We start from the raw sequence: 25457 nt of genomic DNA, 5'->3' as shown, positions 1-25457 counted from the left end.
CACCGCAATGAGCACCGACACCACTGCATCGAGATCATTCGCCTGGCTGAACACCACCCAGTTCCTCGGGGCGCTGAACGACAACATCCTGAAGCTCTTGATCATCTTCTTCCTGATCGGCAGCCACGGGCGCGCCCATGCCGGCGCAGTCACCGCCACGGTGGGCGCCGCCTTCGTGCTCCCGTTCCTGCTTTTCTCCGCACCGGCCGGCTGCCTTGCCGACCGTTTCCCGAAGGCGAAGCTCATCGTGAACGTGAAGCTGGTCGAGGTCCTGGTGACGCTCATGGCGGTCGCCGCCTTCGCCCTGCGCCTGGAGCAGGCCCTCTACCTGGTCGTCTTCCTGATGGCCGCCCACAGCGCCTTCTTCGCCCCCGCCAAGTACAGCATCCTCCCCGAGCTGGTGGCCAAGGAAGAGCTGTCCCGGGTCAACGGCGCGGTGGAATCCTGCACCTTCATGGCCATCATCGTCGGCACCGGAATGGCCTCGGGATTGACCCAGCTGGTGGATGGGCGCTTCTGGCTGGCGGCCGTTTTCTGCCTCGCCATCGCCGTCGCCGGCCTCTGCTCGGGCCGCCTGATCGGCAACGGTGAGCAGTGCGACCCCAACCACCCGGTGGCGCTGCTCCCGACCGAGATCCTGCGCACCATCAGGGGCGTTAGCCGCGACCGTCACCTCATGCTCGCCATCATCGGGCTGGCCTGGTTCATGTTCATTGGGGCCTTCGCGCAGCTGAACCTGATCGGCTACGGCATGGAGCGCCTCGGGCTCTCCGAGGCCCACAGCGGCTACCTCTTCCTGGCCGCGGCGCTCGGCATCGGCCTGGGGTCGCTGCTCGCGGCCAGGCTCTCCGGCCGCGACGTCGAGTTCGGCATCGTTCCGCTGGGCGCCGCCGGCCTCACCCTGTCACCGTGGCTGCTGCACGTGCTGCCGGCCAGCCTCCCGGTCAGCCTCGCCGTCATCGTCTGTTTCGGCCTCTCCGCCGGCGTTTTCAGCTTGCCGCTGCAGACCTTCATCCAGCTGCGCGCCGACGCCTCCATGCGCGGCGAGGTGCTGGCGGCCTCGACCTTCATCAACTGGATCGGCATCCTCTTCGCCTCCGGGCTCACCTGGCTCTTCAGCGGCCCGCTGGGACTCTCCGCCGCCCAGGGCTTCAGCATCATAGGGGCGCTGACCCTGGTGCTCACCATCCTCTCCTTCCTGATCCTGCCGGACTTCCTGCTCCGCTTCATTGCCCTGGTGACCATGCGCATCTTCTATCGCCTGCGCATCATCGGCCAGGACAACCTGCCCGTGGAGGGGCCGGCCCTTTTGATCCCGAACCACGTCACCTGGGTCGACGCCCTGCTGCTCACCGCCACCTGCCAGCGCCGCATCCGCTTCGTCATGGAGCGCAGCATCTACAACACGCCGGTGCTGCGCGGCCTGTTCAAGCTCATGGGGGTGATCCCGGTCTCCTCGACCGACGGCCGCCGCGAAATGCTCGAATTCATCAAGCGGGCGCGCGCCGCGCTGGACGAAGGGTACATGGTCTGCATCTTCGCAGAAGGGGCGCTGACCAGGAACGGAATGCTGGGCGAATTCCGGGGCGGCTTCGAGCGCATCGTCAAGGACAGCGGTCACCCGATCATCCCGGTCTACATCGGCGGCGCCTGGGGGAGCATCCTCTCCTACGCCCACGGCAAGCTCCTGTCGCGGCTGCCGGCCTTCTCCCCGTACCCGGTGACCATCCTGTTCGGCACCCCGATGCCCGCTACGAGTCCCGCCGTCGAGGTGCGCCAGAAGGTGGCCGAGCTCTCCTGCGACTACTTCGCCTCCCGGAAGGAACAGCGCAGGCCGCTGCCGGAATACTTCATCCGCACCGCGCGCCAGCACTGGAGCCGCCGCGCCGTGGCGGACACCTCCGGCAAGGAGCTGAACTACGGCCGCACCCTGGTGGGCGCGGTAGCGCTGGCGGGCAAAATGGAGCGGCTGATCGGCCCCGAGGAGCATGTGGGGCTCTTGCTCCCCGCGTCGGCGGGCGGGGTGCTGGCCAACCTGGCGCTCTCCATGCTGGGACGGGTCACCGTCAACCTCAACTTCACCGCCTCCGAGGCCTCCCTGCGCTCCGGGATCGATCAATGCGGCATCCGCACCGTGATCACCTCGCGCAGTTTCCTGGCAAAGGTCCCCGCGCTGCCGCAACTGCAGGGGATGATCTGCCTGGAGGATATCGCCCCGACCATCTCGGGCCTGGACAAGCTCGCCGCCCTGTTCAAGGCGCGCCTCTTCCCGGCGTCCCTTTTGTGCCGCGGCAACGGCTTCCACGCCGACAAGAGCGCCACCGTCATCTTTTCCTCGGGGAGCACCGGCGAGCCCAAGGGGGTGATGCTCAGCCACCACAACATCATGTCCAACATCGAGGCGCTGCGCATGGTGTTCCGGGTGGACCTGAACGACAACATCTGCTCCGCCCTCCCCTTCTTCCACTCCCTGGGTTTCACCGCGACGCTCTGGTTCCCGCTCACCAGCGGCTTCTCCGCGGCGTACCACCCCAACCCGCTCGACGGCGAGAAGATCGCCCAGGTGGTGCGGGAACACAAGTCCACCCTGCTCCTGGCGACGCCGACCTTCCTGCTCTCCTACCTGCGCCGCGCCAAGCGCGAGGACTTCGCCTCGCTGCGCCTGGTGATCACCGGCGCCGAGAAGCTCAAAAGCAAGGTGGCCGACAGCTTCGAGGAGAAGTTCGGGGTGCGCCCCATGGAAGGGTACGGGGCCACGGAGCTTTCCCCGGTGATCTCCCTGAGCCTGCCGGACGTGGAGATCGACGGCGTGCGGCAGCTGGGCGCCAAGGAGGGGAGCGTCGGGCACCCGATCCCGGGCGTGGCCATTCGCGTGGTCGACACGGAAAGCGCCGCCATCCTCAAACCAGGGCAGACCGGGATGATCGAGGTGAAAGGGCCGAACGTGATGGTGGGTTACCTGGGCAAAGAGGAACAGACCGCGGCGGTGGTGCGGGACGGGTGGTACGCCACCGGGGACCTCGGCATCATGGACGATGACGGCTTCATCAGGATCACCGACCGCATCTCGCGCTTCAGCAAGATCGGCGGCGAGATGGTGCCGCACGGCGCCGTGGAGGACGAACTGCACGGCAAGCTCGGGCAGACCGGGGTCCTGGCGGTGACCGCGGTCCCGGATGAGAAAAAGGGAGAGCGGCTGGTGGTGATCTACACCCGCGGCACCACCGACGCGGCCACCTTGGCCCGGCTTATCGCGGAGAGCGAGTTGCCCAACCTCTGGAAGCCGGGGCGCGACGGCTATGTCGAGGTGGAGAGCCTTCCCATCCTCGGCACCGGCAAGCTCGACCTGAAGGGGCTGAAGGAACTGGGGCTCGCGGCAACAAATTAGTTGTCACGGCAGTAAAGTGCCGGATCTTTGCCGCGGAGCCAGGCGGCACGGTAGCTACCGGCAGATAACCTGTAGGGGCAAATGATCATTTGCCCAGCGCTGCTAGCGAAAATTCTGCCCGCGCCGGGCAGGACGCCGGGCAGGACGCCGGCCAGGAGGCCGGGCAGGACGCCGGGGGGGGAATGGGAGGGCAATGGGGCGGCAATGGGAGGGCGAATGATTATTCGCCCCTACGGTGGACAGTCGCGAAATGAAGGGAAAAGGGGACAGGCACCTGCGGAGCCAGTCCCCTTTTCGTCGTTCCCGCGTCCCCCTTGTGACAGGGGGGATAGGGGGGATTTCCCTGCTAAACCCGGTGGATGAGCGCGCCGCGGTGCTGCACGGTGCGGGCGTACTGGACGGCGGGCTTGCCGAAGGCCATGCAGTAACCGAGGGTGTGATCCTCCGGAATCCCCAGCGTTGCCTGCGCTTCCGGCACCAGGTCGGCGATGGCGATCTTGGCAAGCCCGTCCCAGACGGTCCCGACGCCGTTGGCTTGGGCGAAGAGCTCGAAGTAGCTGAGCGCGATCACGCAATCCTGCAGCGGCGACACCGCCTTGCTGGAGACCGAGGCCACCAGCAGGTGCGGCGCCCCGCGGAACAGCACGTCCACTCCCTGCTCCTCCCAGAGCTTCACGAAATCCGCGAAGAAGGCGAGTCCTTCCGGAAGGGCGTTATCCTGCACCAGGCGCTTGATGCCCGCCAGGAGCTCGTCACGGAAGGAGGCCAGCTTGTCGCGGTCATCGATGACGGTGAAACGGACCTGCCGGGTGTTGACGCCGGTCGGCGCGTGCCACGCCACCTCGAGGAGACGCTGCATCAGTTCCGGCTCCAGGTTCTCCGGCTTGTAGCGGCGCACCGAGCGGCGCCCTTTGATCAGCGTCTCCAACTGCGCCGGGTCGGGGCGCCAGTCGCCGGTCAGCGGCGTGCTCTCCGCCGGGTCCAGGCCGAGGATGGAAACGGCGCCGGTCGGACAGACCGCGAAACAGTGCTGGCAGCGGTAGCAGCCCGCTTCTTTCTCGGCAGTTATGAGCGGGAACCCTTCCGCCGTGTCGATGACATGGGCCGGGCAGTCGGCTACGCACAACCCGCAACGGGTACATGTATCTTTGGCAACCTTGAAATCGAGCATGGTCTCTCCTCAAAATCCTAAGTGCAATAAGTCAAAAACAGTTACGCAAAGGACACGAAGGGTGCGCGAAGAACGCGAAGAAAAACTTGAAAGGCATGGCTTTACGGCCTTTTGCCTTTCCCCCGGGAAAAAAGGTTTTTTGCGTCCTTCGCGGATACCCAGCGTTCTTTGCGTAACGGCTTCTAGGTTCTTGTTTCTCGGTTTACCTGATGAAGTTGGTCATTACCTTCGCTTCACGCTCCGGCTCGGGCACAACGCCCTTGCCGTTTTCCAGAAGCCTCAGCAGCCACAGCATGTTCTTGCCCAGAACGCGCATGATCTGCATGCCTTCGCCGTCCTGCAGCGCCTCCCCCGGAGTCCTGCCGTGGATGACATTCCAGTAGTTGGAGGTGGGCAACAGCATCTCGGAATAGTTAAGGAAATGGTTCAGCTCGTCGAAGGTGGTGACCCCGCCCGAACGGCGCACCGCCACGACCGCCGCCCCCACCTTGTGGCGCAACAGGCCGCCGTTGACACCGGCAACGAAGAAGGCGCGATCCAGGAAGGACTTCATGGTGCCGCCCACGCCGGAGTAGTGCACCGGAGACCCGATGATGATGCCGTCGGCCTCCTTCATCTTCTGGACCCACTCGTTCACCTCGTCCTTGATGGCGCACTGCTCGTCCTGGTTCTTCACGCACTGGTAGCAGGCGATACAGCCGCGAATGGCCTTGTTGCCTACGTGGACGATCTCGGTCTCGACCCCTTCTTTCTCGAGTTCCGCGGCAACCAGCTGGATGGCGTGGTAGGTGTTTCCTTCCTTGTTGGGGCTGCCGTTGAATGCGACGACTTTCATATCTGCTCCTCCCGTTTAGCCGGTGTAGGTGAACCGGACCCTTTTCTTTTTTTGCCGGATGGGCTATATAGGACCATTAGTTCCAAATCGTCAATAACGAACTTTTCCGAAACGTAGTACCTGTAACGAAACACAGTACCTTTTTGGAAACCATGACAAAGGGCGGGGAGAGTATGCAGCAGAGTCAAGCGGCAACGGAGCTTATGACATTGAGGGACAGGGAGTACAAGTGCGGCATCGACGTGACGCTCGCGCTGGTCGGGGGGAAGTGGAAGGCGTCGATCCTCTGGCACCTGGCACAGGAGACCATGCGCTTCTCCGACCTGCAGCGGCAATTCTCCGACACGACGAGAAAGATGCTCACCCAGCAGTTGCGCGAACTGGAGACCGACGGCCTGGTGCACAGAAAGGTCTACCCGCAGGTCCCGCCCAAGGTCGAATATTCGCTCACCGACCAGGGGAGGACCATCTTCCCGATCCTGGAGTTGATGTGCGACTGGGGGCGCAACTACGCGCAGGCAGGGAACCAGACCTAGGCCGCTACAGCGCTGCCGGCAGCTTCGCTCGGGCCGTTGCCCTCACCCGGCCTTCGGCCACCCTCTCCCGGAGGGAGAGGGAACCATACCCTCCGAGCCCTCAAATAAAGAGCCCCTCCCGTTTTCGGGAGGGGCTCGCTCTTTTCCATCAGCTATTCAATGCCGGCATCAGCGGCCGCGGCCTTCGTCTCTATCGGGGCCGCGTCCCCGTTCAGGACCGCCACCCCGCTCGCCACCTCCGCCTCTCTCCATCCTTTCCATCCTTTCCGGCATACGCTCCTGCGTCCGCTCGTGGCGTTCCATCCGCTCCATGCGCGGCTCGTGCCTGGGCTCCACCTGCCTCGGCTCGGCGCCCTGCGGCGGACGCGGTTCCATCCTCATCGGCGCCTGGCGCTCGTGCTCCGGCCCGCGGTGCATCTGTGCCGGTGGCGTTGCCGGCCCTCTCATGTCCGGGCGTTCCTGGCGCGGCGCCGGTGCCGGCGGGCGCTTTTCAACAGCCCTCATGTGCTGGCGTACCGCGGTGTTCCTGGGCTCGTAGCGGTAGCTTTCCCGGTGCAGCCGGCGCTGTTGTTCGAAGCTCGGATAGCGGTCACCCGAGTAGCTGCGCTGGTAGGTGGGGAGCGGCGCCCGTCTCGGGGCGCGGCTGCGGTCCCAGCGGTCCCAACCATGACGGCGTTCCTCCCAACCGCGCCCCCAATGCCGGCCCCAATGCGGCGGGCGGTCCGGCCCCCAGCCCCGGAAGTAGGGCGGCGGTTCGCGGTAGTAGCGCACCGGGACGCGCAGGATGTAGACCGGCACCACGTACGGGTCCACCAGCGCCCACGGGCCGTTGTACCAGGAGCTCGCATACCAGGCATCATTCCAGAAGACCCAGTACATGCCGTCGTAGAAGAAATAGTTGCCGTAGACATTGGGTGCGTAATAAACGGGATAACCGGGGATCGGTCTCAGATCCGGATAGACCGGCAGGTTGATCCCTATGCTCACGTTGGGAAGACCGATGCCTATGCCAACGCTCACCGAGGCTGTCGCAGTCGTCGACAGACAGAACAACAACCCCAGTACAATGAAGCCGTAACGCAATCTTCGCATGTCGTCCTCCATCTCTCAGTAGGTGTTGTAGATAGCTCAAAGGGCGCTTGCTGTGTTGCCGTGCGCCGCCTAACAGCATACCATACTCTGCCCGATACACCCAAAACAGCAGCCGACGTGCGCGGTACACATGATTCGCCCTCCTTGGCACCTTGGACAACCTGGACATGGGCATTGCCCGGAGCACCGGCGGCTGGGCGAATGATTATTCGCCCCTACGGACCTTATGGCCGGGGCACGGGCGGCTGGGCGAATGGTTACCCCTCGCCCTTTGGGAGAGGGGCAGGGGTGAGGGCGTCGGCCATGGCGACAACCTCCGCTCTGCCAGCACCCTCACCCGCCCTGCGGGCACCCTCTCCCGGAGGGAGAGGGGATCTGAAAAGGAAAAGCCACCCGAGGGGGGGTGGCTTTTCGGTGCTACGGATGCAACTGGATTTCCAGCTGGCGGGCTAGTGTTCTTCGCTATGCCCACCGGTCATGCCGGCGCTGAAGGTATGGCAGTTGGCGCAGTCATAGCCTTTACCCTGTACGTGCCTGCTGTGGACGTCGTTGGCGGTCGTGAACGACTTCAGGCTGTGGCAGTTGTCGCACAGCGTGGTCTTGGCTTCCTTCAACGGATATCCGGTGCCGTGGCAGGCAGCGCAGTTCTTGCGGTCGCGGTGGTTGCTGTGCAGGCTGGTGAAGCTGGTGTAGGTCTTGGCGCCGTGGCAGACGTCGCACAATTGCGCGGTGGTGCCGCGGCGGGTGTAGCCCAGGCTCGAGAACGGCATCCTGTTCGCCCCGGCGGTCAGCTGCGGATGGCAGCCGCCGTTAGCGCAGGAAACCGCGGTGGTCTTGGGACCGACACCGTGGTAGATCCCCTCGTACTGTTCGGTCGGGATGAAGGCATGGGCGTTGTAGGTCATGCCCTGTGCGGCGGCGCCGAGCTGAATGGCGGTTGTGACGTCGCCGGTCTCGAAGGCGTACTTGTTCTTCAACGGCAGTAGTTGCCTGGTGGTGGTCTCCATCGGCTGCGAACCAGTGTGGAGCTTGAAGGGGAACAGCTTGGAGAACTTGCCGGCCGGATCCTCGAAGGCGCCGTCGGGCTTGCTGATCACCTGCACGCCGCGGGCGTCGAGGCTGACAGGATCCTTGAACTTGTAGAAGTGGCTGAAGCCGTTGAACCAGGCATAGGTAGGCATCACGTTGGTCGCCTTGACCATGGTCGGATCCCACAGCGCCTTGACGGTGTCGATCTCCATGACCGACCAGTCACGGTTCATGTCGGTCGGGATGGTCTTGGCGAAGGTCGGCACGTGGCAGACCGAGCAGTTGACCTTGTCGCTGTGGCGGTTCAGGTCGCTGTAGCTCACGTTGGTGGAGCGGTGCGGGATGCGCGAGTGGCAGTTCTCGCAGGAGAGCGGGGTGGTGCTGTCGAGGGCGCGCATGTCGGAGCCGCGGCCGGCCATCTTGTGGTTGGTGGTCCGGTGGCACTCCTGGCAGGGGAAGTTCTGCCCGTCGCTCCCCATGTGCACGTCGTAGGCCTTGGTGCAGGTCTTGTTGGTGGACTCGATGTCGCCGCGCTTGTAGTTGTCGCCGCCGCCGGACTTCTCGTGGCAGCGCATGCAGGCGGTGCGGGTGGGACGGATCACGTTCTGTGCGATGGAAAGCACGTTCAGCCCGTCGGCCGGGACCATGGAGAAGGTGCCGTCCAGGTTCTGCACGACCTTGCGGGAGTAGCCGTTGCCGTGGCACATGAGGCAATCGATGTTCTCAAGCTGTGCCTGGCTGGAAACCGTCGAGGGCTTGAGGCCGTTGCCGGCGTGGCAGACCGCGCAGCCGCCGGGGCCGGTGGTGCCGTCGGTCTTCTGGAAGATGGTCAGCCAGTTCATGTCCGGCTGGATGCAGAAGTTGTTGATGCCGCCCATCTTGGAGGCCTTGGAACCGGAAGCCGCCAGCTCGATGGCCTTCTGGTTGTCGCCGGTCCACTGGTAGTGCACGGAGCCGAACATGGCGCTGGCCTGGGTGGCGTGGCAGGCGCTGGTGATGCAGGTGGCCGGGCCGTTGTAGGCGGTCACGTAGCTTGCGTGGCTGGGTACCGGGAGCTGCACCTTGAAGGTGGTGGAGCCGGTGCCGGTGTTGCCGCTGGTGTCGGTGAAGCTCACGGTCGCGGTGTAGGTGCCTTTCGGGGCCGAGCTGGAGAGGGTGTAGTTATAGTAGGCGAAGCCAGTGTAGGGGTCCTTGCTCATGGCGACGCCGTTCAAAAGCGTGGTGCCGCTGGGGTTCTTGATGGTGACGTTGGCGTAGCGGATGTTGCCGGTGGTGATCCTGGTGGTGCCGTTTTCTGCGTTGGCCTTGACGGTGACCACGGAGCTTTGGCCGTAGTTCAGCTTGTTGGTCGCCGTCTGCACCGACAGCGTCGCGGCGAAAGCGGTGCCGTAGAAGGATGCCAGCAGCACGCCCCCTACCAATACGGTTTTCTTCATGTCTGCCTCCTTGGAATTTTTCCCTGCAGTGATGAATCAACAGTGTTCCGTGGCCACGGTTGCTGTTTTGCAAACGTCCGGCAATAAGCAACCCTTATACCAATTCGCCTGACGGTAATAAGTAGCTGTTATCTCTAATTAAATTGATTAAGACTGACAGGAGGCGAGCTGGGACAGGTGGGGCTCCTCACCTCTTTGGGTGTTTTACACCACACGTTAGGGTGAAATGCCTATTAGAACTGAAACGTTGACACGCTAAGGAAAATTTCATACAAAGGCAGGCGGCTGAAGCAGCCGGATAACGCCCCCCAAAGGGAGGAACTCAATGAAGAAGACCGTTTGCCTGCTCATCGCATCCCTGCTGATCGGCTCCTGGTGCAGCGCCCAGGAGATCCCGGTCAAGCAGATCAGCTACGGAGTGGGCACCAGGCAATTCCCCGACATCTACGGAAACCGCGTGGTCTGGCAGGATACCCGCAACGGCAAGGCCGACATCTATCTGTACGACATCGAAACCGGAACGGAAACCCGGATCACCCAGGGGGGGGACAACCACAAGAAGCCGCGCATCTACGGCAACAGGATCTACTGGCAGGATTACCGCAACGGGACGTCGGACATCTACATGTACGACATCGACGAGGGGAAGGAAGAGCCGGTAGTGCTTTCCGCCGCTCCCAAGGTGGACCTGGCCGTGTCGGATCGCTACCTGGCCTATACCGAGATGAACGAAGGCAAGGCGACGGTCTGCCTCCTTGATCTGATGACCAGGAAGGAAAAGCGCATGGAAGCCGGGCAGGCAGGCCAGGGTTTTGCCGCACTTGGAATCGACTACCTGGCCTGGAAGGACGAGCGTAACGATTCCGGAGACATCTACCTGTACGATCTGGGCAAAGGGAAGGAGCAGCGGGTGACCTCCAATCCGGAAGCGCAGTGGTCGCCGTCGGTGTACGGCAGCCTGTTGGTCTGGGAGGACAATCGCAACAAGGACGTGCTCCCCAACTACGACATCTACCTGTACGACGTCAACAAAAGACAGGAGCGCAGGCTCACCACCAGCGACGCCAACCAGCGCTTCCCGCGCATCTGGGGCACCAAGGTCGCGTTCGTGGACAACTCCCAGGGAGAGTTGGAGAACATCCATGTCCTGGACCTGGCCACGGGGAAGGAGGCCGCGCTCGCCGGCTGCAGCCAGGACCGGTACACCCCCGCCATCTACGGCAACTACGTGGTCTTCAGCGACCTGAGCAGCATCTACCTGGCCGACATCAGCCAGTCCCGCTAAACGAAAAGCCGGCCCTTGGGCCGGCTTTTTCATTCCCCCACGCCGCTTCCGGTTTACTCCTGGTCGCCCTGCTCTTCTTTCTTTCCTGCCGCGCAATAGTGTTCGAAGCATGACGGGCAGATGCCGTGACTGAACAAGGCGTCGGTATGCTCGGAGATGTACTGCTCCATCTGCTGCCAGATCTCCTCGTCCTTGCGGATCTTCTTGCAGTAGGAACAGATCGGTATCACCCCCTCCAGGATGCGAACCTTCGCCAGCGCCGCCTCCAACTGTTCCACCTTGGCCGCCAGTTCCTCCTGGATCGCCTTGCGCTGTGCCACGTCCTGCTCCAGGGTCTGGTTCAACTCCAGTAGTTCCGCGGTCCGCTGCCGCACCTGCCCCACCAGTCCTTCCCGCTCCGCCCGCAGGTGGCGGGACAGGTCGTTGAAGGTGCTGGTCAACTCCACCAGCTCCTTGGCCCGCGACAGTTGCGGGATATCCTGCCCAAGCCTGCTCTCATCCCGCAAGATGGCGTCGGTGCGGTCGCGCAGCAGCGCCAGCGGGTTCAGCAGCATTCCTTCCATGAGTAGAAACTGCAGCAACGACGAACCGCCCAGGATGGCGAGCAGCAGGACCGACAACTGGAACGAGAGCCGGTTGGCGCTTTGGTAGGCCTGCTCCAGCGGAATGCGGATCGACACCGCCGACACCAGCTCCCCTTGATGACGGTTGAAGCTGCGCATGGGGCCGTACTCCCGCACCAGGTCCGCCGGGGCCCTCTGCGGTACGCTGTGGCATCGCAGGCAGTCTTTCTCCATGCTCTCCCCCCGGCGCATCACCACGAAGAAGGGCCTGCCGCCGATATCCCTGATCCCGGACCGCACGTCCATCGAGGGATCCTTCTTCAGCTCTTCCAGGAAAGCGCGCTCGACGTGGTCCGCCTCGTTCAGGGGGCTCCTGGCGTTGATCGCACACTCCTTGTAGTAGTAATCCTTCTGGGAGAAGGACTTGTTGTAGCCGTCGATCGCCCGCACCGCGTAGGTGGAGGACATCCAGACCGGGTCGAAATACTGCTCGGGTCGATACCCGTCGGTAAGATCGAACAGCTTGGGCTTGAGGCGTTTGGAGAAGTAGCTGTGGATGGCGAGCTTGCTGTCAAGGATGAGCCGTGCCTTCTCCTGCGCCTCGACGAGTGCGGCATCGCGCTGCTGGTGGTTGACCGTCAGCACGATGGCCACCGCTACCACCAGGTAGGAAACCAGGTACAGCAACACGAACGCCTTCTTGGCCGAAAAGTAGCGCATGATCACTCCTGCTCAAGAGTTACCTCGCCATGCCCGCCGCAGTCCCCGTGAAGGTGCCGGCGCCGTTGGTGTTGATCCTGCCGCCTGCCACGCCGTTGAACTGGACGTTGGTCATCCCGTTCACCACGCCGCTGTTGCCGTTGAAGTTAAGCGCCCCGGACCACTTGTTGCCGGTGGTGTCCCACTGCTTGATGCTGAAGGTCGGCGTGATGCCGGAGACGGCGTAGCCGGTGCCGGAGGCGACCTGGTTCAGGGTGACGCTGCCGACGGGAAGTGCCGAGTATGTGCCGCTGATGTTGTCCGTGGCGAAGAGCTGCGGCCGGCTGGTGGCATCCCGCGCGAAGAAACGTAGGTCGTTCACAGCTACGTTGAAGTTGGCGTTGCCGCCACTGAAGTCCGCCTTACCCACCTCGACGGCGGGGATGTTCAGCTTGTCCAGCGTAGCCCTGCCGGTCGCGGTGGAGACTAGCGCCAGGTACTTGGCCGTCTCCATCCAGACCCCCGAGGTCATCGCCTGCAGGCTCGCCGGGTTGAAGGTCCCCACTGTCTCGCCGATGAAGATGCCGGTTGTGGGCGTAGCCGTAAGGTTTGCGGGTTTGGTGTCCAGCCAGCCACCTCTCACCCCGGCGAAAAGCATGCCGCTGGCCGGCTCCCAGGGGGATCCCGCCATCTCGCCGGAAAGGATGTAGGAGGGGGCGGCGCTGTCGGTGAGGGCGAAGCCGAGGGACCAGCGCGACCCGGTGACCGGAGGCGCGCTGTACGGCGCGTAGAGGGCGAACTGGCCGATGCCCCAGTCAGGGGATGCGCTGATGAAACTGCGGGTGTAGCTGCCCGGCAGCCAGCCGGCCACGTTGGGGACGCCGCTGAAGGAGGTACCGGTGGCGCCGAAGTTAGTGGTCACCGTGCTGATGCCGCCGCTGTTCAGGTTGGCCGCGGTGATGCCGCCGGGACCGGAGAGCTGTACCGGAAGCACCTCGCCGTCACCCATCCAGAGGCTGGTCATCTGGTCCAGGAAGCCGCCGAACTTGCCGCGCAGCACCCCCGCGTTGCCGGCAGGATCCACATAGAGGGCGTTCATGATGCCGACGATGCCGGGAGCGCTCCCCCCGGCGCCGGTCCTGACCGCGGCGACCATGTTGCCGCTATAGGCGCCGCCGTCCGCCGTGATGGCTACACCGCTGGGGAGGTCCTTGGAGAAGATTGGCGCGTTGAAAACGTAGTCGCCCGCGGTCAAGGTCTGGCTCGGCGTGAATACGCCGACGACCTTGAAGTCCGCCGCATCGCTCATGCTGCCCCCCCACAGGGACATGCCCCCCATCACGCCGTCGAGCGCGCCGTAGGAGACGACGCTGCCGCTTGAGAAGCGGGTGAGTTGGGCGGTGCTGCCATCGATGGTGTTGAAGAAGGTGACCGGGTGCGCCATACCCGCGGCCACGCCGTTAAAGGTGGTCCCGGTGAAATGCCCGGCGGCGATGCCGTCGAAGTCGCTGCGGAAGCCGGAACCGACGCTCTCGCCGATGGCGTGCATGGTACCGAGCCAGGTGCCGGTACTGCTGGTGCTGTTGATGTAGAGCTCTCCCAGAATGGTGTTGCCGCTGCTGGTGGTCCCGTTCAGCAGGGAGAAACGCTGCTGCCCCAGGGTGCCGCTGAAGGTTCCGGTGAGCGCGGGCGCCACCCAGAGCTGGACGGGATCGGTGGCGGCGCGGCTGTAGAAACGAACCGGGTCGAAGCTGACCGTTCCCGTGCTGTTGCTGCCGTGCAGGCTGACCGTCGCGACTGACTGGATCGGGAAACCGAGGGCGTCGGCGGTGGTCGGGTCGGCGAGGAACCTCTTGATGTCGATGAAGGCGCCGGTGGTGACCGCCCCGAAGGTCGAGTCGCCCGTTGAGGAACTGCTGGTGCTCGAGGCGCCGGAGTTGGTGCTGCCGACTAGGCTGCCGGCCAGGAGCTTCACGTCGCCGCTGGCGAGGTTGCCCCAGATGCCGTAGGCGCCGGCGTGGAGCGCCCCCTCCTGCCAATCACCGAGAGAAATGATCTTGACCGCATCAGTCATGGGGATGGTCCCGTCGGCACTGCCGCCCCACTCGGCGTTGGTCACCAGCACGAACTTCGCCCCGGTGCCCGTGTAGGAGCCAAACGACTCCCTGCTCCAGATGCCGAAGCTGGGATCGGAAGAGAAATAGCCGAGCTTGATCACGTCGCCGCGATCGATCATCTCGCCGGTTTCATTGAGGGAGGCATCGAACAGGAATCCCTCGCTGGGGTTCACGCCGAATTTTGCCCCGTCGCCGCTGGTCGCACCGTCATCGAAGATGGCCTTTCCGGGGCCTACCTCGATGACGGGGCTGCCGGTAGTGGTCGGGTCCCACCAACCGGCGCTGAAACCGGCGGGGTTGAGCCCGATGCCGGAGTTGAGTTGATTCAGTTTCAGCGTTCCGCTGCTGCTGGTGCTGTACCCGGTGGCGTCAGCCGATATGGCGCCCCCGAACGTCCCCTGCATGATGCCCGCCTTGCCGGTGGGGTCGACGTAGAGGGCGGAAAGACGGCTCTCGGTGCTGCGGGGGGCATCGAGCGACATGCCGCCGAAGTATCCGGCGTAGGCGCCGCCGTCAGCGGTCGTGTCATTGTTGGTGCCGGGGGAGGCCGAGTTGAAGTTCCCCAGAAAGTAGTGGTTGGGCTGCTGCAGCGGCAGTGTCGGGTAGCTCCCCTTGAGGGTGGCGCTGGTGGCGCTGCCGGCCCAAAGCGACGTGGTGCCGGAGAGGGTCGGGGCGTACGCGCCGTCCCCGACTATGGTGAGGAGATTGGATTTCGGGTCGATGGTCGACAGCCGCGACATGAGGTTGGCGCCGAGGACGCTGCTGAAATAGGTCTTGGTCAGCGTGCCGCTGCCGGTGGCCTCGTTGACCGGGATGATGACGGTCGTGGGTTGGGGGCCGGGTGACGTCTGCACCGGGCCTGTCGGAGCGGTCGGCTGCAGCGCCCCGCCCGTCAGCAGGGTGTCCGTGCTCAGGCTCCCCGTGGTGGAGGTGGTGCCGGTGGAGGTGGTGCCGGTGGAGTCGGTGCCGCCGGTGGAGGTAGCCGTGCCGGTGCTGTCTGTGCTGCCGGTCGCGGAGGTGCCGGTACTGCTGTCGGTGGTAGCGCTGGTTCCGGTGGTGGCAGTGCCGGTGGTGCCGGTGGTGCCGGTGGCGCCGGCGGTCTCACCGGTCGCGGCTGCGCCGGGCGCCGCGCTGCTCTGGGTGGTCGGGGTAACGTCGCTTTGGTGACTGTTCAGTTCGGTCTGCGTCACGGGGCGCGGCGGAGTGGGCGGCCTGCTCTTGGCGACACTGGTCGCGGTACCGGCCACCAGCGTCACCCCTTTGGAGGGAGCGTTGACGCTGGAGGTCTGCACCACCCCTTCGAGGACGGCGACGCCGGTGACGTTGGCCTGGTGATAGACGAAGAACGAGGTGCCGCGTACCCCGGCGATGGCGTTGGGGGTACGGATTTCGAAGGTATGCGGCGCTTTTCCGCCGGAGGCGGGCACCACCGTGGCCTGCACCTTGCCCCGCGGCAGGGTGAGCTTCCTCGCGGCGCCGGAGTATTCGCTCACATCGAGGCGGCTTCTTTGGGCCACCTTGACCACGCTGCCGTCGTTGAAGGTGATCTCGGCCCTGGAGTTGCTCTTGGTGCGCACGAAATCGCCTTTTTGCAGGGGGCTCCCTTCCTTTGCCGCCACCGCCGGCAACTGCCCGCCGGGCATGACGTCCACCGCGCCTTCGACGCGAGTCAGCTTGCCGACCACGTCAGCCCAGGCCGCCCCGGCTACAGTCAGCAACAGGATTGAGAGCAGGATCGCTACAGTTTTCACTTTCATATGCCGTTCTCCTAAAGACTCATCGTCCCTTTTCTCGTTTTTCTCGTTCCCAAGCTCCAGCTTTGCAGCATAGCGAAGCGGAGCTTCACGAACACCGCCGCCCCCCCGCCGTTGATTGCTCCCCCCTCCCCTTGCGGGAGGGGGTTAGGGGGGTGGGGGAGGATGCCATAGCGGTGTGGTCTATCTTCACTGATGCCGGCGCCCTCACCCCTGCCCCTCTCCCGGGGGGAGAGGGGATACCGGCCGGGGGATTTGCCTGCTCATCCTCAGAAGTTGAACTCTATGCCCGCGCTGACCGTGTTGCGGTCGTAGTCGTACACCTTGATGTTGGAGCGCACCGCGGTGTGGGAGTACTGCGCGGACAGGACGATGTTGTCGGTGACGTTCCAGCTCACCCCGCCGGTGCCGAACCAGGTGGTGTCGTCGCGCCGGACGTCGAAGATGCTGTTGACGTTCAGGTAATCCTGGATGGTCACCTCGCCGGACAGGTTCAGCTTCACCCGTTGGGCCAGCGGCGCCAGGGTACTGAGGGAGAACTTATGGGACCTGTTCTCCCAGTTGCTCCCGGTGGTCTTGTCGAAGCCCCACTCGTAGCGGGCGGAGAGCATCCCCCCCTCGTTGCCGAAGCTGTAGATGTGGCCCAGCGCAGCGGCCCAGGTGTTGGCGTCCCGGTTTTCGTCCGGTGACAGCGCGGCCTGCAGCATGTCGCGGCGGGTATAGCCCGCCGATGCCTGCACGATCTGCTGCGGCGCGAGCTGCCAGGACCAGGTCGGGCGCACGCCGTAGAGCTGCTGGTACTTCTGCTCCTTGAGCATGACGTGGCTGTAGTTGACCGGGAGGGAGATGACGGAGCTCCCCAGGGCGAGGCCGGGATTCAAGGTAACCGAGTTGATGATGGTGCTGGGATTCTCGAGGTCGGTGTTGGTGTCGCCGTACTTGGTGCTTTGCACCAGGTACTGTGCGTTGAAGATGAAGTCGTCGGAAGGCATGGGGGTGTAGTCCAGGCGGAAGCTCCCCAGGAAGGCATGGTCGCGCTGGCCGGTCGGGTTGCCGATCTGGGCCCGCGCCCCGGCGTCGGAGGGGCTGGAAATGGCGTTGTCGTCGTAGAGGTAGTTGAGTCCGACGGAGAGGTGCAGCGGCCGGTAGCTCTCGATGATCCGTGCGAACGACTGCTCGTACTCCTTGGCGTAGCTGGCGATCTCGGAATTGGGGTCGGCCGCCACCACGGCACGGAGGGCGTCCCGGGCCCGGTCGAACTTGCGCGAGCCGGCCAGCAGCATGGCGATCTGCAGGTCGGCGGCCTGGGTGAGCGAGGCATCGCGCCGTTTGGCATCGGTGAAAGCCGCCAGGGCCTCGTCCCGCCGCCCCTGCCCCGACAGGATCACCCCTTTCAGGAAGGCGCTCTGCCCCGGCTTGACGCCGGCATCCTCCGCCCGCCGCACCCAGACCAGGGCCTGCGCTTCATCCCCTTGGACGTGGTAGGAATCAGCCAGTTCCAAGTAGGCATCGAGCACCGGGGGCTTGAGGGTTGCGGCGTCGGTGAGGTCTTTTATGGCGCCGGCAAGGTCCCCCGCCTGCTTGCGGGCCAAGCCGAGGTAGAAGGCCGCCACGGATGACCCCGGCTCCTCGGCCCGCGCCTTTTCCAGCAGGGCCTGCGCCTCCTCGAAGTTCTCCACGCGGTACTGCACGATCCCCTCTTCCAGCGCCCCCGCCCGGGCGGGAGCCGCGCAGGCGAGACAGGCGATCAGCGACAATGTTGCCAGCGAGGCTGGTTTCATCACGGTCCTCCTTGTTGCTGCTGCCTTCAAAATTTCAGGTCGGTCGTCCACAGCTCCTCCCCCCGGAGGGGGGAGGCTGGGAGGGGGGAAGATTCCGCCAACAAAGTGCTGCCCCCTCCCTGTCCCTCCCCCTCCGGGGGCGGGGACGCAAAGCGCGGAGGGGACTGGCTCCGCCAGGTGCCTGTCCCCTTAGTATTTGGGAGGCTGGCTGAGCTGAAAGAAGCGTTCCGCTAGAGAGGGACAGGCACCTAACGGAGCCAGTCCCTTCTGCCGCCGGTCTATTTCTCGGTGAGCCGCAGCGGCTCCAGGTCGGCACATTCCACTACCTGCACGGCGCCCTCCGCCGGCCGGGCCTCGTACAGCGTCACCGGCTGCTGCTTCCCCTTCACGATCACCCGGCGCAGGCCACGCAGACCGATCCCTGTCACGGTCCCCGCCTCAATGGAATCGCGCAGGCAGGCCACCGTCTTCTCGGTGACCAGGATGCCGGCCTCGAAGGTGCGGGTGAGCGACTCGACCCGCGAGGCGAGGTTCACCTCGTCGCCGATGACGGTGTAGTCCATCTTCTTCCCCTCGGCGCCGATATTGCCGACGATGACTGCACCGGTGTTGATGCCGATGCCGCAGGAAAGCTTCGGCTTCCCCTCGCGATCCCACTTCTCGTGCAGCCCCCCGAGGCGCTGCTGCATCTCCAGCGCGCAGCGCACCGCGCGCTCGGCGTGGTCGGGACAGGGAAGCGGGGCGTTCCAGAACACCATGATCGCGTCGCCGATGAACTTGTCGAGGGTCCCCCCCCACTTGAGCACCACGTCGGTCATCTCGCCCAGGTACTCGTTCAGAAGCGCAACCACCTCTTCCGGCGCGTGCTGCTCGGAGAAGGTGGTGAAGCCTCTCACGTCGGAAAAGAGCACCGACACCTCGCGCTTTTCGCCGCCCAGCCGTGCCAGGGCAGGATTCTCGATCAGTTCGTTGACTATGGCGGTGGTGACGTAGCTGGAGAACATGGCCCGTATGCCGCGGGCGCGGCGCTCCTCCACCGTGTAGTTCCAGGCGGTGACCGAGACGAACATGCACAGGGTGTTGCCGAGCGGGCAGGCGAGGTTGATCCAGATCCCGAAGCGGCTGAAAAGGGCCTGCGCCAAGGCGACGATGCAGAGCATCCAGGCCAGGGTTGCCGTCGCCCCCCACGCCAGGCCCAGGCGGCTCAGCAGCAATGCCATGACCAGGCCCGCCACCACCAGGAACGCCAGGTCCTGTGCGCGGGTCGCCTTGACCAGGAAGCGCTGCTCCAGGATGTTAGCCGCCACGGTGGCTTGCTTTTCCACCCCGGGAAAGACCGCGGTGAACGGCGTCACCCGCAGGTCCATGGCGCCGACGGCGGAGGCCCCGATGAAGACGATGCGGTTGCCCAACTCCTTCACCCCCACCTTACCGTCCACGATGTCGGCGATGGAGATGTGGCGCAGGGTGCGGCCGGGGCCGTAGTAGTTGACCGGCATCCTCCCCCACCGGTCGGTCGGGACCTCGATGGCGCCGAGGGTGATCGACCTGGTCGCCCGTACCTTGAGCCGCTCCGGCCCGATCCCCTTGTAAAAGGCGGCGCTGCGCAGGCCCAGCGACGGGTACAGCAGCCCGTCGTGGGCGACCAGGAGCGCCTCCCAGCGCAGGGTGCCGTCGAAGTGGTCCGGGAGCATGTTGATGTGGGCCAGGGCCATGGCGCCGTCCATCAGCGGCCGCACCGGGACGATCGGGGCGCCGCCGGAAGTGATGGGCGGGAAATCGCCATACGACTCCCCCTCCTCGACGCCGGCAAGCGCGAACGGCTCGAGCAGCGGGCTCTTCACGGCCGCGGCCTTGCTCTCGAAATCAAAGGCCACCGGGAGGATGACGTTGCCGGCATCGGCCAGGGCACCTGCCAGGACCGGGTCGTCGCGGTCGCTCTCGGGGAAGATCACGTCACAGGCAACCACCGCGGCCTGGGCCTTGGTCAGCTTCCTTACCAGGTCCGCCATGGTGGCCCGGCTCCAGGGCCAGCGCCCCAGTCGCGCCAGGCTCTTCTCGTCGATGGCGGCTATCACCACTTGGTCCGGTGCCGGTACGGCGCCCCTGAGGTGGAAGCGCAGGTCGTACAGCTTCGCCTCGGTCATCTCGACCGGGAGCGGGTTTTGGACCAGCAGCGCGGAAAACGCGAGGGTGATCGCGCAACCGATCAAAAACCGTATTGTGGCTGTGCCGACTCTGCCCATCACGAAATTCCTTCAGTGACCTCATAACCTGCCGAATAGCAGTACTTAGAACGTTTCGGGACCAGCTTTGGAAACTTTAAAAGAAGCTGCTGCTTTTGGAATATCCGTAACCTACACCGTCGACTTCCCCTGATGCAGGGGGAGCATTTTTGAGGACGAGAAGAGATGGCAGAAGGCAACCAGCTCAGGGAACAGCTCGAACACCGGAAGCGGTTCATGGAGAAGATCAACGAGATCCACTCTTCCGGCAACCTCAACACCATCCTCATCGAGCTCAAGGACAGCATCGCCGACCTCTTCAAGGCCGAGCGCCTCACCATTTACGTCATCGACCAGAAGCGCAAGATGCTGATGTCCAAGGTGAAGTCGGGGGAGGAGATCACGCAGATCACCGTCCCCATCGGCAGCGGCAGCCTGGCCGGCTACTGCGCCCTTTCCGGGATGATGCTGAACATCCGGGACGCCTACGACGACCACGAGTTGAAGATGATCAACTCCGAGCTCTCCTTCGACGTCAACTGGGACAAGAAAACCGGCTTCCGCACCCGGCAGGTGCTCTGCGTCCCGATGAAGTTCAACAACTCGCTGATCGGCGTCATGCAGCTGATCAACAAGAAGGGGGACCAGGGCTTCACCGAAACCGACACGAACTACGCCACCGAACTCGCCACCTCCCTATCCATCGCCATTCACAACATCTTCAGGCTTTCCGCCTCCGCCAAGCTGATCCGCAACAAGTCGCGCTACAACTACCTGCTGGACAAGAACCTCGTGGACGAGGCGGACATCCAGAAGGCGTCGCAGCATCCCGAGGCGGCGACCCTCGGCCTGGACCAGCTGCTGATGCGCGACTACAAGATCCCGGTGGAGGAGATGGTCAAGTGCCTGAGCCTCAACTTCGGCACCGAGTTCGTGGCCTTCGACCCGGAACTGCCCCGGCTGGACGAGATCCTGAAGCGGATCCGCCCGGACCGGCTCAAGAAGGAACGCTGGGTCCCGGTCAAGGTGGACAACAGCGTGCTGCAGGTCGCCATGGAGGACCCCACCGATCTGGCCAAGCAGGACCTCATCAAGTTCATCTTCCAGGAGTACAAGAGGATCAGCTTCGTGGGGGCGTTCCGCGAGGACATCTTCAAGTTCGTCGACCACTACTACCGCCTGGTACCAGGCGAGGGGGAAGGCCCGGCCGCCAGCGTCTCCGACCTCCTCTCCAAACTCGACACCTCCGAGGACCCCGAGATCGAACAGGAGGTGCAGCGGGTCTCCGAGCAGGACAGCGTCATCGTGCAGTTGGTCAACAAGATCATCTGCGAGGCGTACGACAAGAAGGCCTCCGACATTCACATCGAGCCGCAGCCCGGGCGCGAGGACGTGCAGGTGCGCCTGAGGGTCGACGGCCGGTGCATGCTGTACCAGCGCATCCCGTACAAGTACAAGCACGCCATCACCTCGCGCATCAAGATCATGTCAGGCCTGGACATCTCGGAGCGCAGAAAGCCGCAGGACGGCAAGATCGACTTCAAGAAGTTCGGCCCCATCCCGGTCGAGCTGAGGGTCGCCACGCTCCCCAGTTCCGGACAGCTCGAGGACGTGGTGCTGCGCATCCTCGCCTCGGGGGAGCCGATCCCCTTCGACAACCTGGGGCTGACCGAGCGCAACCGCCTGGTCTTCGCCGAGAACATCCACAAGCCCTACGGGCTGATCCTGGTGGTCGGCCCTACCGGCAGCGGCAAGACCACCACGCTCCATTCCGCCGTCGCCACCATCAATACGCCCGAGACCAAGATCTGGACCGCCGAGGACCCGATCGAGATCACCCAGAAAGGGCTCAGGCAGGTGCAGGTCAACAACAAGATCGGCTTCACCTTCGCCTCGGCGCTGCGCGCCTTCCTGCGCGCCGACCCGGACGTGATCATGGTGGGCGAGATGCGCGACGAGGAGACCGCCTCCATGGGGGTGGAAAGCTCGCTCACCGGCCACCTGGTCTTCTCCACCCTGCACACCAACTCCGCCCCGGAAACGGTGACCCGCCTTTTGGACATGGGGCTCGATCCCTTCAGCTTCTCCGACGCGCTGTTGTGCATCCTGGCCCAGCGCCTGGCGCGGCGGCTGTGCGGCGCCTGCAAGGAAAGCTACCGTCCTACAGCGGCGGAAATCGCCGACATGGCGGAGGAATACGGGACCGAACAGTTCCAGGCCCTGGGGCTCGATCCTGCGTCCATCCAACTGGCCCGCGCCAAGGGGTGCCCCAAGTGCAACGGCTCCGGCTACAAGGGGAGGCTCGGCCTGCACGAGTTGCTCGATTGCGGCGACGAGATGAAGGCTTTGATCAAGGGGAAGGCGGAAGTGGCGCGACTGAGAGAGCAGGCCATTGCCGATGGCATGACTACTCTCAAACAGGACGGGATACTGAAGTGTCTGCAGGGGCTCACTGACATCCACGAGGTGCGCCGGGTCTGCATCAAGTAGCAGGTTGTGTTTCGGGTGCAGATGCGCTATAACGCTCTCGTTCGCTGCAATCCTTGCGCAGTCACAGGGCCATGATCTACAAGAACCTCACCCACAAAAGCCTGCTGCTCCTGGTCACCTGCCTCACCTCGATCTGCATCCTCACCTTCGGGATGCGGGGGCCGGACCTGTCGCGCCCCAACCGCCCCAAGCCCAAGCCCCGCGCCTACATCGAGGAGCAGTTCAAGAAGTCGCAGGAGAGCGTGGCCAAGAAGTCCCTGGACCATTGCCAGGCCGAACTGCCGCCGAGCTGCGAACCCGTCCATCACGCCACCTTTGCCACCGGGCACTGCTTCGCGATGCAGTGCGTGGCAACCTCACCGCTGTTCTCGGAACTTTCACGGGCGCCCCCTGCCCCCGCTGCCTGACATCACCGTCCAACACCACTAGTTCCGCATCGACAGCAGCGCATGAACAGCGGCCTCCTGCGGCCGTAACAACAAAAGATCCAGAGAGGAATCCATGAAAAAGTCTCTTAAGCGACTGGTACCGGTCCTTTGCACCGGCGTTCTCATTTTTAGCGGCTGCGCCAAGCAGCAGGCAGTCAAGGCCGACCAGGCAGTGGCGCCCTCGGCGACCACCCAGCAGGCGGCACCCGCGCCGGTTCAGGCTCCTGCCCCCGCAGCCCAGGCCGCTCCGACCACGACCGCGCTGCCCTCGTCGACCATCAAGGCCGATTCCATCCAGTCGCAGCCCGCGCCGCTGACCCAGAAGGAAGTGGCCCTTGCCGGCGCGCTGGAGAAGATCTATTTCGACTTCGACTCCGACGTCCTGAGCGACGCGGCCAGGAAGACCCTGACCGACAACTACGTCAAGCTCAAGGCGATGCCCAACGTGAAGATCCGCATCGAGGGGAACTGCGACGAGCGCGGCTCCGACGAGTACAACCTGGCGCTCAGCGAGCGCCGCGCCCAGTCGGCCATGAAGTACCTGGTCTCTCTGGGGATTCCCGCCAGCCGCCTCTCCACCATCGGCTACGGCGAGGAGAAGCCCGCCGTCTCCGGCCACGACGAAGCCGCCTGGGCCCAGAACCGGCGCGACGAGTTCACCATCAACAAGTAGATAGAACGGAAGGAGGGGCCGCATGTCGGCCCCTCAACATTTTAAGGTCATTGACATGAGCCAAATATTTTTACGCCGCCCCCTACAGGCCGGCCTGGTCCTGCTCGCCTTTCTTTGCATGGGCTTCACCTGGGGCGGCAAGGACAAGTGCACCGAAGCGCGGGAAGCCGTTGACAAAATAGCACCCGAAACCCCGGCAGCCGAGCGGGCCGAAACTGAAAAAAAGGTCCACGCGCTTTGCCGCGACGGAGGGGCAGCACTGTACCTCAAGGCGGTATCCCTGGAGGCGCAAGGGAAAAGTGACGAGGCAATTGCTGCCTACCGCGACGCTTTTGCCAAAGATCGTCAACTCCTCCAGGCCCAGGGGCGCCTCGGGCTCTTGCTGCTGGGCAAAGGGAACCGCGAAGAGGCATCGGTATCCCTTTTCGAAGCGTCCAGGCAGTCCGGCGACCCGCGCTACACCCGCGCCCTTGCCGACATATTTCTGGAAGGAAAACTGTACGCGCTGGCCCTGAGTCAGTACATCGCGGCCCAGGCTGCCTTTGCCGACGACGGCACCCTCTACCTCGGCCTTGCCCGCAGCTACGCCGGTCTCGGCGACCAGCAGCATGCGCTGGCGTCGCTGCAGGAGGCCCTGCGCCTGCAACCAGCCAACGTAACGGTCCAACTGGAATTGGCCGCCCTGTACCAAGAGACTAGCCATTACGACCAGGCGGCTGCTCACCTGCGCGAGGCGATCCGCGAGGATCCGGGCAACGCCAATGCTCATTTCAGGCTGGCACAGCTCCTGGAGGTGATGGGCAAGCGGGAAGAGGCCGAGCAGGAATATGCGCGAGCTGGGGTGCAGCGCACCGTCACGGTGGCCGACCACCTCAAACGGGCCGCGAGATACGAAGGCGCCGGCGAACTCGCACTGGCCGCCGCCGAGTACACGGCGCTGCTGGTGAAGAATCCGGACACGGCGGGGGTACGGGAGAAGCTGGGTGACGCCCAAATGGCGGCGGGTAGGGATGCCGAAGCGATCTCGGCCTACGAAGACGCCCTGCGGCGGAAGGAGGATTCCACCCGGCTGCGCTACCACCTGGGCACTCTCTATGAGCGCAAGGGGGATCTCGATGAGGCGGTGGCCAACTTCGCGGCCGCGCTGCGGCTCGACCAGGGCAATAGCGAGGCCCGCAGGCGGCTGGCAGACATCCGCACTCTGCGCGGCGAATTGGATGAAGCCATCGCTTCCTACCGCGAACTCGTGTCCCGGCAGACGGACAACCCCATCAACTACCTGAAGCTCGCCCGACTGCTGGAGAAACGACACGCGTACAAGGAGGCGGCGGCCGCCTATGACAAGGCGCTCTCCCTCGACTCGTCCAACAGCGAGGCCCATCGCAGCGTCGCGTTCCTGCTACTGCGCATGAAGCAGCCCGAACCGGCGGAGCACCACCTGCGCGACGCCCTGAAGCTCGACCCGGCTAATTCACAGGCACGCGACGCGCTGATCTCACTCCTCGTCAAGCAGAAGCGTTACGATGACATCGTCGTCCTGCTGGAAGAGGATGCGCGGCTCAACCCGCAAAGCGCCGACAGCCAGTACCGCCTGGGGGTCATCTATGCTTTCAAGCGGCAAGACGACAAGGCTCTGCAGCAGTTCGACGCCGCGCTGAAGATTAAACCCGATCACGCCCGGGCACTGAACGCACGAGGGAAGATCTACCTGAAGCAGGGCAACCAGGAAAAGGCGAAGGAGGCGTTCGCTGCCGCCAGAGCGGCCGACCCGGACCTGCTGGAGCCGGTCGAACTGTGGAGCAAGCTGAACGTTACCAGCAAAAAGCACATCGAGAAGAAGAAATCACATGAAGGGAAGCAGAGGGCGAGATCCAGGAAGAAGAGCGAACCCAAGAAGATTAGTTCGAAGAAAAGGTCGAAGTCCAAACGGTAACCTGCCCGATCGGCTATAAACA

Annotated in this window: 15 protein-coding genes; 7 read left to right on the top strand and 8 right to left on the bottom strand. The window is 64.2% G+C overall.

Annotated elements, in window-relative coordinates; all coding sequences use genetic code 11:
* Positions 1 to 7: 7 nt before the first annotated feature.
* On the top strand, positions 8 to 3388 hold the full coding sequence (locus H7687_RS02800; protein WP_183344873.1) for an acyl-[ACP]--phospholipid O-acyltransferase: 3381 nt from the start codon (positions 8 to 10) through the stop codon (positions 3386 to 3388).
* 346 nt (positions 3389 to 3734) lie between these two features.
* On the opposite strand, the gene H7687_RS02795 is transcribed toward H7687_RS02800, so the two are convergent.
* Both H7687_RS02795 and H7687_RS02790 read right to left on the bottom strand, forming a co-directional pair.
* A complete protein-coding gene (locus tag H7687_RS02795) occupies positions 3735 to 4559 on the bottom strand; it encodes a nitroreductase family protein (protein ID WP_183344871.1) in 825 nt (274 codons plus the stop codon).
* A gap of 202 nt (positions 4560 to 4761) precedes the next feature.
* Positions 4762 to 5394, bottom strand: coding sequence for a flavodoxin family protein (locus H7687_RS02790; RefSeq protein ID WP_183344868.1), 633 nt, complete (start codon positions 5392 to 5394; stop codon positions 4762 to 4764).
* A 203-nt stretch (positions 5395 to 5597) separates the two neighbouring features.
* Here H7687_RS02790 and H7687_RS02785 point away from each other — a divergent pair, with 203 nt between their 5' ends.
* The gene (locus tag H7687_RS02785; protein WP_281376661.1) at positions 5598 to 5930 is read left to right on the top strand and encodes a winged helix-turn-helix transcriptional regulator; all 333 of its coding nucleotides are present in this window, start codon (positions 5598 to 5600) and stop codon (positions 5928 to 5930) included.
* A 168-nt stretch (positions 5931 to 6098) separates the two neighbouring features.
* Here the strand turns inward: H7687_RS02785 and H7687_RS02780 are convergent, their stop codons facing one another.
* A complete protein-coding gene (locus H7687_RS02780; RefSeq protein WP_183344864.1) occupies positions 6099 to 7022 on the bottom strand; it encodes a hypothetical protein in 924 nt (307 codons plus the stop codon).
* A gap of 449 nt (positions 7023 to 7471) precedes the next feature.
* A complete protein-coding gene (locus H7687_RS22075; protein ID WP_183344862.1) occupies positions 7472 to 9487 on the bottom strand; it encodes a hypothetical protein in 2016 nt (671 codons plus the stop codon).
* Positions 9488 to 9812: 325 nt separating this feature from the next.
* Between H7687_RS22075 and H7687_RS02770 the strand changes: the two genes are divergently transcribed.
* Positions 9813 to 10772 (top strand): TolB family protein, encoded by a 960-nt coding sequence (locus tag H7687_RS02770; RefSeq protein ID WP_183344860.1) that lies wholly within the window; start codon positions 9813 to 9815, stop codon positions 10770 to 10772.
* A gap of 53 nt (positions 10773 to 10825) precedes the next feature.
* On the opposite strand, the gene H7687_RS02765 is transcribed toward H7687_RS02770, so the two are convergent.
* From H7687_RS02765 to H7687_RS02750, 4 genes are all read right to left on the bottom strand, one after another.
* Positions 10826 to 12055, bottom strand: a complete 1230-nt coding sequence (locus H7687_RS02765) for a Tll0287-like domain-containing protein (protein ID WP_183344857.1) — start codon at positions 12053 to 12055, stop codon at positions 10826 to 10828.
* 19 nt (positions 12056 to 12074) lie between these two features.
* Complete coding sequence (locus tag H7687_RS02760) at positions 12075 to 15908, bottom strand: FecR family protein (protein ID WP_183344855.1); 3834 nt, start codon at positions 15906 to 15908, stop codon at positions 12075 to 12077.
* Positions 15909 to 16174: 266 nt separating this feature from the next.
* Positions 16175 to 17686 (bottom strand): tetratricopeptide repeat protein, encoded by a 1512-nt coding sequence (locus H7687_RS02755; RefSeq protein ID WP_246404533.1) that lies wholly within the window; start codon positions 17684 to 17686, stop codon positions 16175 to 16177.
* A gap of 278 nt (positions 17687 to 17964) precedes the next feature.
* A complete protein-coding gene (locus H7687_RS02750) occupies positions 17965 to 19932 on the bottom strand; it encodes a CHASE2 domain-containing protein (protein WP_183344851.1) in 1968 nt (655 codons plus the stop codon).
* Between the two features lie 165 nt (positions 19933 to 20097).
* Between H7687_RS02750 and H7687_RS02745 the strand changes: the two genes are divergently transcribed.
* The 4 genes from H7687_RS02745 (at position 20098) to H7687_RS02730 (ending at position 25435) form a co-directional block, all read left to right on the top strand.
* Positions 20098 to 22401 carry a GspE/PulE family protein gene (locus H7687_RS02745; protein ID WP_183344849.1) on the top strand — a complete coding sequence of 768 codons (2304 nt, stop codon included), beginning with the start codon at positions 20098 to 20100 and terminating at the stop codon, positions 22399 to 22401.
* Between the two features lie 71 nt (positions 22402 to 22472).
* Positions 22473 to 22808 carry a hypothetical protein gene (locus H7687_RS02740; RefSeq protein WP_183344847.1) on the top strand — a complete coding sequence of 112 codons (336 nt, stop codon included), beginning with the start codon at positions 22473 to 22475 and terminating at the stop codon, positions 22806 to 22808.
* A gap of 94 nt (positions 22809 to 22902) precedes the next feature.
* A complete protein-coding gene (gene pal / locus H7687_RS02735) occupies positions 22903 to 23502 on the top strand; it encodes a peptidoglycan-associated lipoprotein Pal (RefSeq protein WP_183344845.1) in 600 nt (199 codons plus the stop codon).
* 55 nt (positions 23503 to 23557) lie between these two features.
* Positions 23558 to 25435: a tetratricopeptide repeat protein gene (locus tag H7687_RS02730; protein WP_183344843.1), complete on the top strand. Its 1878-nt coding sequence runs from the start codon at positions 23558 to 23560 to the stop codon at positions 25433 to 25435.
* Positions 25436 to 25457: the final 22 nt, after the last annotated feature.

It is taken from the genome of Geomonas paludis, assembly GCF_014193585.1.
GTDB lineage: Bacteria > Desulfobacterota > Desulfuromonadia > Geobacterales > Geobacteraceae > Geomonas > Geomonas paludis.
This window is presented reverse-complemented; position numbering and strand designations above follow the sequence as displayed.